Source organism: Pedobacter sp. N23S346 (genome assembly GCF_048515415.1).
Lineage (GTDB): Bacteria > Bacteroidota > Bacteroidia > Sphingobacteriales > Sphingobacteriaceae > Pedobacter.
Genome location: NZ_JBLYEE010000011.1, coordinates 130,518 through 144,942, shown reverse-complemented (window position 1 = coordinate 144,942; position 14,425 = coordinate 130,518). Strand labels below are relative to the sequence as shown.

At 37.6% G+C, this 14,425-nt stretch carries 14 protein-coding genes; 10 read left to right on the top strand and 4 right to left on the bottom strand.

Features of this window, described 5'->3' with window-relative positions; all coding sequences use genetic code 11:
• Positions 1–17 precede the first annotated feature (17 nt).
• Positions 18–1,526, top strand: a complete 1,509-nt coding sequence (locus tag ACN1CD_RS18335) for a RagB/SusD family nutrient uptake outer membrane protein (RefSeq protein ID WP_419131873.1) — start codon at positions 18–20, stop codon at positions 1,524–1,526.
• A gap of 109 nt (positions 1,527–1,635) precedes the next feature.
• Entirely contained in the window at positions 1,636–3,675 is a 2,040-nt protein-coding gene (locus ACN1CD_RS18330; RefSeq protein ID WP_419131872.1) for a glycoside hydrolase family 65 protein, read from the top strand.
• 60 nt (positions 3,676–3,735) lie between these two features.
• On the opposite strand, the gene treF is transcribed toward ACN1CD_RS18330, so the two are convergent.
• From treF to ACN1CD_RS18315, 3 genes are all read right to left on the bottom strand, one after another.
• Entirely contained in the window at positions 3,736–5,289 is a 1,554-nt protein-coding gene (treF, locus tag ACN1CD_RS18325) for an alpha,alpha-trehalase TreF (protein WP_419131871.1), read from the bottom strand.
• Between the two features lie 614 nt (positions 5,290–5,903).
• Positions 5,904–6,680, bottom strand: coding sequence for a helix-turn-helix domain-containing protein (locus ACN1CD_RS18320; RefSeq protein ID WP_419131870.1), 777 nt, complete (start codon positions 6,678–6,680; stop codon positions 5,904–5,906).
• Between the two features lie 589 nt (positions 6,681–7,269).
• Positions 7,270–7,500 carry a cold shock domain-containing protein gene (locus tag ACN1CD_RS18315; RefSeq protein WP_419131869.1) on the bottom strand — a complete coding sequence of 77 codons (231 nt, stop codon included), beginning with the start codon at positions 7,498–7,500 and terminating at the stop codon, positions 7,270–7,272.
• 242 nt (positions 7,501–7,742) lie between these two features.
• Here ACN1CD_RS18315 and ACN1CD_RS18310 point away from each other — a divergent pair, with 242 nt between their 5' ends.
• The 3 genes from ACN1CD_RS18310 (at position 7,743) to ACN1CD_RS18300 (ending at position 8,967) form a co-directional block, all read left to right on the top strand.
• Positions 7,743–7,925, top strand: a complete 183-nt coding sequence (locus tag ACN1CD_RS18310) for a hypothetical protein (protein WP_419131868.1) — start codon at positions 7,743–7,745, stop codon at positions 7,923–7,925.
• Between the two features lie 85 nt (positions 7,926–8,010).
• The gene (locus tag ACN1CD_RS18305) at positions 8,011–8,646 is read left to right on the top strand and encodes an HAD family hydrolase (protein ID WP_419131867.1); all 636 of its coding nucleotides are present in this window, start codon (positions 8,011–8,013) and stop codon (positions 8,644–8,646) included.
• Positions 8,647–8,967, top strand: a complete 321-nt coding sequence (locus ACN1CD_RS18300; protein ID WP_419131866.1) for an Mpo1-like protein — start codon at positions 8,647–8,649, stop codon at positions 8,965–8,967.
• A 392-nt stretch (positions 8,968–9,359) separates the two neighbouring features.
• On the opposite strand, the gene ACN1CD_RS18295 is transcribed toward ACN1CD_RS18300, so the two are convergent.
• The gene (locus ACN1CD_RS18295) at positions 9,360–10,544 is read right to left on the bottom strand and encodes a proline dehydrogenase family protein (RefSeq protein WP_419131865.1); all 1,185 of its coding nucleotides are present in this window, start codon (positions 10,542–10,544) and stop codon (positions 9,360–9,362) included.
• 95 nt (positions 10,545–10,639) lie between these two features.
• Here ACN1CD_RS18295 and ACN1CD_RS18290 point away from each other — a divergent pair, with 95 nt between their 5' ends.
• The 5 genes from ACN1CD_RS18290 (at position 10,640) to ACN1CD_RS18270 (ending at position 14,218) form a co-directional block, all read left to right on the top strand.
• Positions 10,640–10,846 (top strand): RNA-binding S4 domain-containing protein, encoded by a 207-nt coding sequence (locus ACN1CD_RS18290; protein ID WP_419131864.1) that lies wholly within the window; start codon positions 10,640–10,642, stop codon positions 10,844–10,846.
• Complete coding sequence (gene aroB, locus ACN1CD_RS18285; RefSeq protein WP_419131863.1) at positions 10,846–11,904, top strand: 3-dehydroquinate synthase; 1,059 nt, start codon at positions 10,846–10,848, stop codon at positions 11,902–11,904. The genes ACN1CD_RS18290 and aroB overlap by 1 nt, the downstream gene beginning before the upstream one ends.
• Positions 11,905–11,906: 2 nt before the next feature.
• Complete coding sequence (locus ACN1CD_RS18280) at positions 11,907–12,860, top strand: sterol desaturase family protein (protein ID WP_419131862.1); 954 nt, start codon at positions 11,907–11,909, stop codon at positions 12,858–12,860.
• A gap of 729 nt (positions 12,861–13,589) precedes the next feature.
• Complete coding sequence (locus ACN1CD_RS18275) at positions 13,590–13,892, top strand: hypothetical protein (RefSeq protein WP_419131861.1); 303 nt, start codon at positions 13,590–13,592, stop codon at positions 13,890–13,892.
• Complete coding sequence (locus tag ACN1CD_RS18270) at positions 13,889–14,218, top strand: type II toxin-antitoxin system RelE/ParE family toxin (protein WP_419131860.1); 330 nt, start codon at positions 13,889–13,891, stop codon at positions 14,216–14,218. The genes ACN1CD_RS18275 and ACN1CD_RS18270 overlap by 4 nt, the downstream gene beginning before the upstream one ends.
• Positions 14,219–14,425: the final 207 nt, after the last annotated feature.

Genomic DNA, 14,425 nt, shown 5'->3' with positions numbered 1-14,425 from the left:
CCTTCAACGATAATCACATGAAAAATAAATATATTTTCAGCTTCGTAGCCGCCACTTTAGCGCTATCGGGCTGTACCAAACTAGATGAAAATTTAAATGGTCAGGTAGGTTCGGGTTCATTGGGTGCCAATGATGTTCCCGGCTTAATCACTGCCAGTTATACCGCTATGCGTGGTCCTTACCAGGCACCTTGGAACTGGTCTGCTTTGCAGGAAGTAACCTCTGATGAGGCCATTGTACCTACACGTGCCGGTGATTGGGATGATAACGGCGCCTGGCGTGCACTCCATTTACATAAATGGGCATCTGATGATGCCAGGATTTCGGATGTATTCAGAGATTTAAACAGTATCAGTTATGTAAGTACAAATGTGTTAGGCTTTAACCCTACACCAGCACAGGCTGCCACCGCCCGTTTCTTACGTGCATTTTCGCAGTTTTCTATTTTGGATGGTTGGGGTCAGGTACCTTACCGTGAGCCCGGAGAAGGTGTTACAAGACCTTCGAAAGTGAGAAACGCAACAGAGGAGATTGCTTATCTCATCGCCGAACTTACGGCCATCATTCCAACTTTGCCAGATGGCCCGGCGCACCAGGCCAATAAAAACGCGGCGAGAACATTGCTAATGAAAATCTACCTGAACAAAGGTGCCTTTTTAAACCGTACAGCACCAACGTTTGATCCGGCAGACATGGCCAGAGTAATTGCATTAGCCGATGAAATTGCAACTGGCGGATACACTTTAAGCACTAATTATTTCGATAATTTCGCCCCTACAAATGATGTTTTATCGAGAGAGAACATTTTTACTTCGCAAAACCTGGGCGGCGTTGCAGGAAGTGATTTAGACGGACAGTGGAAATGTACTTTACACTATAATCAAAATCCGAATGGTTATAACGGTTTCGCAACCTTATCCAATTTCTATAATAAGTTCGAAGCAACAGATAAACGCAGAGGCGGAGCTTATACCGGGCAAACCAATGTTTCTGGTATCAGGGTGGGCTTTTTAGTGGGTCCGCAATTCGATCAGACTGGTGCGGCTTTGAAAGATAGAAAAGGAAATGCATTGGCATTTACCCCGGAGGTAAGCATCATCGAAAGAGATCCAAATCATTTAGAGGTAGCCGGAATCAGGGTGATTAAATACCCTATTGATTATCCAAATTCGGGAACAAGAAGACCAGATAACGACTGGGTTTACTATCGTTATGCTGATGTTTTATTAATGAAAGCAGAAGCTTTGCTCAGAACCTCACAAGCTGGCACAGCATTAACGATCGTTAATTCGATCAGAACGGCTAGAGGCGCATCAGCTTTCGCAAGTTTGAATTTAGATAACCTTTTAGAAGAACGCGGACGTGAATTATACTGGGAAAGTTTTAGAAGACAAGATTTAATCCGCTTCGGTAAATTCCTTGCTGCTTGGCAGGAAAAACCAGCCAGCGAATCTAAATACCTGTTGTTCCCAATTCCTGATAATCAGCTTGGAAATCCAAACCTGATTCAGAATCCCGGTTTTTAACAACGTAAAACCCTGATTTAAAGGCTGAACGCTCAAACCCTGATTCACAACCAGTATTTGCGGTTCAGCCTTTTCTTTATTAAGTTAAACAATATTAGTTTCTAACCTGATGATTAAAACAACTCACATACTATTGCTGCTGATGTTTGCACAATGCTACGTCTCAGCACAGGATCCCTGGAAACTTAAGGTCGAAAATATTGACCCCGGAAATTATTACGGCATAACCGTAGCGAATGGCATGATCGGCGTGGTATCATCTCCCGAACCTTTTAAAGTTAAAAACGTAATATTAGCAGGCGCTTACGATACCTATGGCCGCGGGCGGGTAAGCAATTTCTTAAACGGCTTTAACCTGCTGAACATGTATATTGAAATTGATGGCAAACGACTGGATGCAAGCAATACCCAAAACATGCAACAACAGCTGGATATGCAACATGCTGCCTTTACCACGCAACTGCAATACGGAAAGAAAGCGAATATCAAATCCACTTATTACGCATTGAGGCATTTGCCATTTACCGTTTTAATGGATGTAACCATTACTGCCAATGAAGATTTAAAACTTACTGCGGCCAGTGTTATGGAAACACCTGACGCGCTTCGCGATGTAGAAAATTATTACAATGAAATAGACAGGCCGCATGTAACGCTCAGCTTGCTTACCTCCACAGCAAAAAGCCCGACTGGAAAATTACAACTTTGTGCATCAAACAGTTTTATGTTTACCGAACAGCATGGTAGTGAACCAAAAATAATCCACGAAATGTGGGACAACAACAGCCATTTAATGAAGTTTAGCAAATTGTTAAAAGCTGGTGAAACGTATACCTACTCGGTTATTGGCAGCACCATCAGCTCTGCACAACATGCTGATCCGTTGAATGAAGCCGAACGACTGAGCATTTTTGCCAGGCTGGAAGGAAGAGACCGTTTGATCAAATTTCATTATAATGCCTGGGATGACTTATGGAAATCGGACATTACTATTGATGGAGATGCACAGGCGCAACAAGATATACATAGCATGCTCTATCACCTTACTTCATTTTCACGCCCCGGCACATCCTATTCACTTTCGCCGATGGGCTTATCGGGTTTGGGTTATAACGGTCATGTATTCTGGGATACTGATATCTGGATGTTTCCTGCCTTGCTGGTGCTTCACCCTGATATTGCAAAATCGTTGATTGAATATCGCTTTGAAAGATTACAAGCGGCTAAACTTAATGCTTTCTCTCATGGCTATAAAGGTGCCATGTACCCTTGGGAAAGTGCCGATACGGGCGTAGAGGAAACCCCGGTTTGGGCCTTAAGCGGACCATTTGAACACCACATTTCTGCAGATGTTGCCCTTGCTGCCTGGAATTATTACTGCGTAACGCAGGATAAAACCTGGCTAAGGGAAAAAGGCTGGCCAATTCTTTCAGAAACTGCAGATTTTTGGGCAAGCCGCGTAGAACGTAACGGAACAAACCAATTCGACATTAAAAATGTAGTGGCAGCAGATGAATGGGCAGAAAATGTAAACAACAATGCATTTACCAATGCGGCAGCCAAACTTAATCTCAAAAATGCCAATGCCGCAGCTGCAATCTTAGGTTTGCCTCAAAACAAAGATTGGGATCTTGTGGAGCAAAACATCCCGGTTTTGAAATTTCCGGATGGCGTAACCAAAGAACATGAAAGCTATAAAGGCGAAGGCATTAAACAGGCCGATGTGAATTTGCTGGCTTATCCGTTGAAAACGATTACCGATAAAAATCAGATCGAAAAGGATTTGGCTTATTATGAAACAAGAATACCGGATGAAGGAACGCCTGCCATGACGCATGCCATTTTCGCATTGCTTTACGCAAGAACAGGCCATGCAGATCAGGCTTACAAATACTTTAAAGAATCCTATCAGCCTAATTTAAATCCACCATTCAGGGTAATTGCAGAAACGAAAGGTGGTACCAATCCGTATTTTGCTACAGGTGCTGGTGGTGTGCTGCAAAGTGTATTAATGGGCTTCGGCGGACTTGATATCACCAACAAGGGCATTGTTCAGGTGCCAAGTGTGTTACCAAAACATTGGAAATCAATTCAAATTACCGGAGTGGGATTGGAACGAAAAACTTTTACCGTATTAAATAAAAACTAGAAATATCATCAGAATTATTATTCAATGAGGTGGAATAATAATTCTGATTTTAACTGGTTTCTATTTTTTTAAAAGCTTCAGCAATACGCCATTCGTCCAGCCGAAACCATCCTGAAGTGGATACTCTCCCCCACCACCACCTTTACTATTCGTTTCCACAACATTATACTTCTCCATCAATTTCCCTGTTTCCTTAAAAACAGCAATATTGAGATTTACCCATCTGTTCGATATCGTATCGGCTAATTGATCATAACCATAATGATGTAAACCAGCAATACTCATCCATTGCAAAGGAGCCCAGGCATTTGGCGCATCCCATTGTTCTTTCGTTGTTTTTAAAGTGGTAATTAATCCGCCAGGTTTTAAGAAATCTTTCTCCAGCTTTTGAGCAACCAATTTCGCCTGAGCAGCCGTAGCGAGCTTAAAATAAAGGGGAAATGAAGCAGCCAATGTTAACTGGTTAGAGAAACTCTTGGTTTTCCAGTTGTAATCGGTGAAAAAGTTTTGTTTAGCATTCCAAAAATATTTTAAAATCGCTGCTTTGCGTTTATTCGCTTTCGCAGAAAATGAGGCCGCTTTTTTAGTATTTCCAGCTTCTTTGTTCGCTGCTGCTATGGTACGCTCCAGATTATACATCAACGTATTTAAATCAACAGGTAAAAGATCAGTGGTAATAATCTGACTGAAACTTTTTCCATCTGCAAACCAACGACTACTAAAATCCCAGCCCGATTCTGCCGCAGAACGCACATGCCGGAGAAAGATTGCCGGATTCTGCTTTGTTAATTTTGCAGCTTCGTAATCCTCGCGATACGATTCTTCTCTCGGCTGATCGCCAGCATCATGGTATCGGTTCAGAATGGTTCCATCAGTTAGTTTTACCACATGGTTAATCGCTTTGCCCGGAGCAAGTTGCGCTGAACCCTTCATCCAGAAGTTATATTCCTTTTCCAACACCTCTTTATATTCACTGAGTTTAACATCTGGATTATCCTTGGTAAGCAATTGCACCATAGCCGCAAAAAAAGGCGGTTGGGAACGGGTAAGGTAATAGCTTCGGTTTCCATTCGGGATAAAACCATAGGTATTGATCAGGTATGCAAAATTATCTACCATGTCTTTCATCACCTTTGCTTTGCCAGCTTCTTTCAGGCCCAGCATCGTAAAATACGAATCCCAATAATACACTTCTCTAAATCGGCCGCCAGGAACTATGTAGGGATTTGGCAATGGAAGTAAGGAGGTTTGTATGGCCGAAACAGTATCAGGATTTCGTTGAAGAACAGTCCACAAAGTATCCAAATGCTTTTCTATTCCAGCTTTTATATCAGATTGATACAAAGCAGTATGGCTTTCCGGTAAATTGAAATGCGAATCAACAAAAGCCTTAAGATTAAACCCTTTGCCATTCTTTTCAGCCAGGTAAGCTTTCATAATTTCCGAAGGCTTCTTTTTAGGAACAGCATCAGCAAAAGATTTCCCATCTGCATAAACCCTGGCCAGTTGAACATCCTCAAATAAACCTGGATAAATTACCCTCGGCGACTTTTGATTTTGAGCAAATAGTCCGGCTGAAACAAATAAGAGCAGGTATAGAAGAATATTTTTCATATTTTAATATTGATTAGAAATTCGAATTTATAGACAACATGTTAAATGCACGAGGCTTACTAATTAAGCTAAGTTATCTATGTTAATCCTTAAAATCAGTAATTTAGTAAGAAATAAAGAATACAGGCTAACATTGTTTCTTTGATAAGCTAAGATTATACTTTATATGATCGTTTTTTCATTATTGATTCTGGCTCATAATTCTGCTTCTGAAACTAATTACTTAGTCAAAAAATATTTAACTAAAACATTCATCAGGCGTAAACTTACCTTTAATCGCACAGCTCTTTAAAAATACATATTATTTTAGAAGAATGGCCTAACAAATTGGGGAGGCAATAATCACAATTCAGTAAACTTATTTAGATTCCCTATAAATTAGTAAATATATACCGTCTATTCTTACCATCTAATGGAATATTATGCGAAATCCACACAAGTTTTTATAATTTAGCCAATGAAAAATTGATGCTGCTGGTAGTAGATAGTAGTAAGCAAAGCCTTACGCGTCAGGCGCACAGCAAATGATGTTGTGAGGTCAGGAAAACCTGTTATCGAGAAGGGATAGAATCTATGCGATTTGCGTTCCTTTAACAGCAGCATCAATTTTTATTTCAACCCAAATTGCTAAACTGAGATATCGAAATTCCCTTGTATCGCCTAAAAGCATCACTAAAATTCGAGGTTTGTTGAAAACCTAGTATAGCCGCAATTTCATCAACAGTATAATCACTATGTAAGAGCAGTTCTTCAGCTTCTCGCATTACCCGCCCCTTAATTAACACAAATAAACTTTTACCCAATACCCGATCTAAAAATGAATTTAATTTTTTAGGACTCATGCCCATTCCCTCAGCATAAAACTCGATCGATTTTTCCCGCTTATAGAAATTTTCTAAAATTGCCCTGAATCGCAACGTTTGCTGTAATTCATCCAGGGTTAGTGCGGCAAGGTATCCATCAAAGCCAGCGGTGAAACCCAAAAATAATGACAGATACTGCGCCAGGAATTTCATGTCATTTCTCGCTTCGATATCTCTTTTTAATTGCTCGATTAAACCAAAAGCCTTTTTAAGTCCGTTACCATCCAGGTCTCTGAATGAAAGATTAAGGAAAAGGTTTTTTGCCAATGGATCCAGATGTTGAAGTAGAAATTCAGAATAAAGTGCACTGCTGAAATTTAACCAATAACCACTTGTAATTTCTCCCTCCAATCGCACTAAACCTTCTTCCGGAATAAAAAATATCCTTCCATTTTTCAAACTATGATCACCAGAATTCATACAAAGACAACCCCTCGCCTCTTTAATCATCAGGATTCTCATGGGGTATGTTGCTGTTAATGCACTTTCTTTTTTGAAAGTTCCTTTGATCAGTTCCAGTTTTATCATCGTTGTAAACGGACTATTTGTAATTAGATTAATCTTCTACTGTTTGGTTACATCATATTAGTTTAGAGATTGATTTTAAAAAAAAACTTGAACAAATGAATGCAATTTTGGTTTGAACTTCCTTTTCATAATCCGGGAAATTCATGCACTTAACGTTATTAGTTCAAATGGTTCGTTAATAAAGGGGTAAACTTACAGAACTCAAATAGATTCCCAACAAATAGTTGTAAAATTGTAATACTAGAATGACTAATCGCCACATGAAACACCCCACAAACGTGTGTTTTTGTTAAATTTTATCCGGAACAGAACAAAGTATAACGACCTATTATTAAGCTATTTACAAAATAAAGTTAAGAATTTATTTTTCTGGGATATAGAATTTGAAATGACGAATTGTATACCAAGAAGTTGTCTAAATTTCACTAATGAAGATGAACTTGCGAAGTTTTAGTGGCCCTTGTTGTGGGAAATACTTCGTAAGTTTTATGGTACCGCCATCAAAACTTGCGAAATTCTTCAGCGCATAGGCTTTGGAAATTTCGTAAGTTGATAAATTATAATTCTTAGACGGCTTCTAAGGGGTAGGTTATTTCTGTAGGCTGATTTTACGCTTTTTGCCCAACTTAGACATGCTCACAATATTTTTAGCTACAACTCCTCTTTTAGTAATGGCTACATCGAATTCAACCGCACTACCAATATATAGTCCTTTAGCCTTACAATCTATAATATCGAAATAGATGCTACGCACCACCATCTCCTGCGAGATCAGGCCGAAGCCTCTTTGTTTGTTATAAGCTGTAATTACACCATTCATAAATTAGCTTTTAGTAATTATTAATATCTACAGTAGAATCAATCAAAGGTTTGCTACAGTAGACCTATTCCAATGAAAAATAGATATACAACAATGCGTAGTTGATTTGATTAGTTAGATAGAACCCTTAATTCGGCAAATAGTTTTCCATTACAACATACGGAATCTCAATGATTTACAAAACCAATTGTAAAAAACACGTGTTAATGATGAAGAAGCTAACCATCTAAAACACTCCAACTATGAAAAAATTAAACAAAAAAAGTTCCATTCAACAACTCGATGATGTTAAACAGGGCGATTTAATTAAAGACGATACAGGAAAAACAGGAGAGGTAGAAAATATTGAGATTTTAAACCGAAAAAAAGAAACGCAATATTATTATAAGTTGAAAGACGATGGTACTATTCTAATCATAAAATAATAAGCCTGCATGCACAAAGCCTTATTGTATAGAAAAATTATAGTCGCTGAGATTAAATAATGATATTTGCTGCAAAATTTAAAGCATGCAAAATATAAAGAACATCATTTTCGATTACGGGAATGTAATTTTCGAAATAGATTTTAGAATCGCACAAGCATCATTTCAAAAGCTCGGCATCACAGACATAGAAAATTTTTTCGCACATAAAGGCCATAATCAATTGTTTGATGATTTTGAAACCGGTGCAATTTCCCCGGCAGAATTTCGTGCAGGAATTAGAACAGCTGCTAATAAACCTGAACTAACGGATACAGAAATTGATGCTGCATGGAACAGTTTGTTGATTGGCACTATTCAGGAAAATCATGATACCTTACTAAAAGTAAAAGAGAAATACCGAACGTTTTTGTTAAGTAATAACAATGAAATTCACTATGACTGGATTATCAATTACCTAAAAACAACTTTTCAATTAAACAATTATGATGAGTTTTTTGAGCGGGCTTATTTCTCTCAACAGATGAAACTTCGTAAACCTAACACCAATATTTTTGAACAGGTTTTAAGGGATAATCAACTTGATCCTGCTGAGACTTTATTTATCGATGATAGTCCGCAGCACATCGAAGGTGCTAAAAAAGTTGGATTGAATACCTTATTGATGACGGAAAAGCCAGCGCAACTGGAATCTTTTTTGAAAGCTAATGGAATTATATAGATGAGCGAGAAGAAATTCAAATCTCTTAAAGAGTTTTATCCGTTTTACTTATCAAAACATACGAATACGACTTCGAGAATATTACATTTTGTTGGAACAGGCTTGGTTGCGCTGACTTTTTTTACCGGATTTTTATTTCACCAATCACTTTTTTTCATTGCTTTACCTTTATTTGGTTGCGGCTTTCCATGGATTGGTCACTTCTTTTTTGAGAAAAATAAGCCAACATTTTTTCAATATCCAATCTATACGCTTGCCAGTGATTTCCTCATATTTTATGATTTGCTTAATGGAAAACAGTCTTTTGTGGTAAAGAAATAATTCGCAATTTTTAATTGGCAGTTTCTATGACTACCCAAACATATATGGAATTTACGCAAGCGCCCGTCACCCTGAATTTATTTCAGGGCCTTTAAATGTAGGTTATTGATCCTCGCAAGTGTATAGCACACCATTTTTAAAAACATGGATCAATTAGAAGAAACATTCTTCATGAATGAAGATCAACTTCAAAAGTTTTGGTGGCCTTTGTTGTGGGAAATACTTCGAAAGTTTTAGAATACAGCCATCAAAACTTACGAAATTCTTCAGCGCACAGGCTTTTGAAATTTCGTAAGTTGATAAATAGGTAAAGAAATAACTTGGCAGTTTTCAGTTGACAGTGAGATAACCGCCCTAAACTGAAAACTACCAACTGTTAACTGAAAAATGAATTACAGTTTTCTTCTCTTCAACTCCCGTTCAATTAAGCCAAGCTCCCGTCCGGTTTGTCCGGCTACTGATGTATTTTCTTGTGCTCTTCTAAACAAGTATGGCATTACCGCTTTAATTGGGCCGTATGGAACATATTTCGCCACATTGTAACTGGAATCTGCCAGGTTGAAGCTTAAATTATCGCTCATCCCAAGCAATTGTGCGAAATAAACATGAGGATGATTGTGCACCACTTTTTTTTCATCCAAAAGATAAGTTAACAGGCGGCTACTGTCTTCATTGTGTGTACCACAAACAATAGCTATTTCCTCAATATGATCTACACAATAACGAAGTGATTCATTGTAGTCGCAATCAGAAGATGCTTTATCAGGCTGTATTGGAGATGGATAGCCCATTTCGGCAGCACGCTTACGCTCTTTTTCCATGTATGCACCACGCACCATTTTTACCCCTAAAATAAAGCCCGCAGCCTTGGCTATTAAGTGATCGGCCTTCATATCTGCTAATTTATCGTGGCGGTACATCTGATAAGTATTGTACACGATAATCCGTTCCTGATTAAATTTCCGCATCATGTCTAAAGCCAGTTCATCGATTGTATTCTGAATCCAGGTCTCTTCGGCATCGATCATAATTGGAACACTTTTTTCAAAAGCGGTTCTGCAAATCATCTCACAGCGTAATTTTACTTTATCAAATTCGGCCTGTTCAGTTGGGGATAAGGTTTTCTTTGCATCCAGCTTCTCCAATAAAGCAAAACGCCCAATCCCAGTAATTTTGAAAACAGTAATGGGAATATTTTTATCGCCATCAGCGCGAAGGATAGTCAAAATAATTTCCTGACAAGTTGCATCGAAAACAACTTCTTCCTCCTCACCTTCAACAGAGTAATCTAAAATAGTACCGACACCACCTTTTGCCAATTGAGCAATCGCATGATCACATTCTGCAATGGTTTCACCACCGCAGAATTGCTGGAAAATAGTTACCTTAATAGCACCTTGAATGGGTAAACCGATGTTTAAAAAGAAATTGGTGATTGAAGGCCCAACCTTGGTCAGAAAGTTACTGCCAATCATTTTAAAAAGCCAGAATGCTTTTTTTAATTCACCGTTTGTCTTCTGGCGGAAAGCTACTTCCGTATTGTCGAAATTCGGTTGTTTACTCGGGGATAAATCCATTTTTAGCTATGTAATAAGTCAGTTGGATGCAAAATTATAAAAAGCATCCGTTGTTAAAACTAAAAAGCTGTAAATAATCGTATTTTTGTACTGAAATGATACAATTCAAATTAGAGGGCGAGTTTATTCCATTAATCCAGTTGTTAAAAGCAACAGGCTTAGTTGGCACAGGTGGAGATGCTCAGGCTGCCGTAATAGACGGATTAGTGAAATGCAATGGCGAAGTCGAATTTCGCAAACGCTATAAAGTAAGAGTTGGCGACATCATTACATTTGGACAAGATAAAATCGAAATAATTTAATGGAAACTTTAACAAGCGCAGGCCATTCGGTTTATTTCGAAAGTAATTTTGAGGCCTTAAAAACACTGATAGAAAGTGGTAAATACAGCAAGGTTTTTATCCTGGCTGATGAAAATACCAGCGAAATTTGTTTACCAGTATTTCAATCCCTGATGGATGATTTCGCTGATTTCGATTTGATTGAAACCTCTGCAGGCGAAGAAAATAAAAACATAGATTTTTGTATTGGCATCTGGAAAACCCTTTTAGATTTCGAGGCTGATCGTAAAAGCCTGATGATCAATCTAGGCGGTGGCGTAATCACAGATATGGGTGGTTTTATTGCCTCAACCTACAAACGCGGAATCGATTTCATCAATGTTCCGACTACCCTGCTTTCTCAGGTTGATGCTTCAGTTGGTGGCAAAACTGGTATTGATATTGATAACGTTAAAAACATGGTGGGTACATTTACCTTGCCTCAAATGGTTTTCATTGAAACTGAATTCTTAAAAACCTTGCCACAACGTGAACTTTTATCAGGCTTTGCCGAAATGATTAAACATGGTTTAATTTACGATAAGGCTTACTATGAAAAATTAAAGACCACTGACTATACAAAACCATCAGCCGAAGATATTTACCGTTCAGTAGAAATTAAAAATGAGGTGGTAACCATCGATCCTCACGAAAAAAATCTTCGGAAGATTTTAAATTTTGGTCATACAATTGGCCATGCAGTTGAAGGTTATTCATTAGCAAATGATGAAAATCCACTCACACATGGTGAAGCAATTGCCATCGGTTTTATTTGTGAGGCGGCTTTATCCATTAAAAACAGCGGACTAACAAAAGAGGAACTTAAAGATATCAGCAGTTATATCTTGTCGTTATACCCGAAATATGAGATTAAAAAAGAAAGTATTGATTCGCTTTTAGCATTAATGAAAAGCGACAAAAAGAATGAAGATGGCAACATTTTATTTTCTTTACTAGAAACGACAGGTAAATGCACGTTTAATTGCCGTGTAAGTACCGGTGATATTTTGAGCAGTTTAGATTATTATAATAGTTTATAAAAATGACTTTTACCGGAAGTGATATTTCTGTAGGCGGATTATTTGGCTTTGTAATCGTTTTAACTTTGGTTGAAATGTATTTCAGCTATGCGCACGACAGAAAATTATATACCAAACGCGATACCTGGACCAATATCTACCTCATGGTTACAGCGATTGTGATTAATCTGGGCATGAAAACGGCGACATTCTTTTTATTGGAATATTGCTACCAATTCATGTTGTTTCAGATTTCTAATGTCTGGATGTATTGGTTAATTTTAATTCTTGCCCAGGATTTTCTTTACTGGTTTTTACATACAGTAGGTCATTATGTCCGCTTTTTCTGGGCCATGCATGTTACGCATCATTCTTCAGAGCATTTCAACCTGACTACAGGTTTCAGGTCTACCGTGTTTGAACCACTGTACCGTGTTTTCTTTTACCTGCCATTGGCTTTTATGGGTTTCACAGCAATGGATATCCTTTTTGCTTATCTGGTAACGCAGATTTACGGAAACTTAGTTCATACGCAATATAAAATTAACTTCCCTAAATGGTATGAATATGTTTTCGTAACGCCTTCACACCACCGTGTTCATCATGCCAGTAATGTACGTTACCTGGATAAGAACATGGGTATGGTTTTGATCCTCTGGGATAGGTGGTTTGGAACATTTCAAGCCGAACTACCTGAAGATAAAATCAAATACGGCCTAACCACACAACCACAAGATACCGGCCCTGTAAATATTATTTTCCATGAGTTTATTGCCTTAAAAGCTGATGTTAAAAAGGCACCAACCTTTATAGATAAGGTGAAATATTTCATCAACCCTCCGGGCTGGAGCCACGATGGAAGCACGAAAGTCGCGAAAATCATGCAGCAGGAATTGCATGAGGCTGAAGCATTAGCGAAGCAAACTAAAGTTAAAGATTTTAACGAAAAACAACGGGATTTAAGTTCGACAGGATAAACAATTAACGGGCTGTGTTTTACAGGTTGTTTGTTGTTAGCTGCAGAAATCATTGCAAATGGCATTGTCATTGCGAGATACGAAGCAATCTTAAAACTATCGCTATAGCCAAGTGCTTGGCATGCTGAGGCACGAAGTATCTGCAAGCTATAAAAGGTTGAACGATCAATATCGAATGACATTACGCCCCAGGTTGCTACAATTAGATTTTATCTTATTCTGGCCGGACAGGCTCTCTTCTTTGGGCAACCAAAGAAGCAAAGTTGCCAACTCGCAATTTTTCTGTTAAAGTCAGTGAATAGGCTTTGACAGTGCTATCCCGAAAAATTGACCATGCCGGTCTAAAAGCAGAACGAAGAAACAGTGGTTTGGCCTTGTATGTTAGCTATAGCGATCGCTACTGCTTTTATTTGCTGATTTTATGGATTATATTTAATATCATTTCGAGGCAAGGCTTAAGGCCCTAAATAAGTAATATTGTAAAATAATAAAATTGAAATCAACTTTCGAATTTTACTTGGACTGTGCGCCGGAAAACTTCGTAAGTTTTAAATGATAGTTTTCTACACCTGAACGTACTTGCGAATTAGCTGCAATGAGGTTGCCACGAAACGGAAAAAACCGTTCCTTGCAATTGACGATCGCGTTAGTCTAGCACTCTAATTTTTCTGCTCCTTAAACGTCATTATAAGGCACGAAGCAATCCTAATATCTTAACTTTCAGTAATTATGTTGCATAGTCGTAAAATTGCTTCTCTGAAACAAAAGTATTTTTCTTGCTATCAAGAAATTAAGTTTATTATAGATTTAATTATTATTTTTGATTTAAGCCAATTTGAGATGACAACATTAACCATACAAGTAAAAGATAACGACACTGATTTTCTTCTGGAAGTATTAAAAAGAATTGATGCCAAGGTTATCCAAAGTTCTAAAAAGCAAGAGTTGCTTAATGGAATTAAACAAGGTATAAAAGAGGCAAAGGATATTAAAAGTGGAAAAATATCATCCTTAACTTTAAACGATATATGACGCAGGGAATCAAAATTATCTATTCCCCTATTTTCATTAAAAAAGCAAAGCAATTAAAAAAGAAACACTTATCATTAGTAAGCGATTTAACTCAATTAGAATCAATATTAAAGAATAACCCTAAAACCGGAATTGATTTAGGTAATGGCATTTTCAAAATAAGGCTTGCCATTAAAAGCAAAGGAAGAGGAAAGAGTGGTGGTTATCGAGTTATCACTTATATTCAAACTGAAGATGAAATCGTGATGATTTACATTTACGACAAATCAGAAGAAGCAACAATTTCAAAGAAAGATATTCAAAATATCATTAATAGCCTTTTATAGTTATTATAAATACGGTTCATACCAATCCTTAAAACGGTCTAAATCAAACAAAATTAAATTTTATCAAAAATAATTTCATTTTCCTATTGACAAATTAAATTTTGTTATTACATTTGGCTCATTCAAAAACAAAAATGAAATTATTCAACACATATTACTTTGGTTACTTCTACTATTTTAGTAAGAGCCGGGGCTAATATGCAAAAA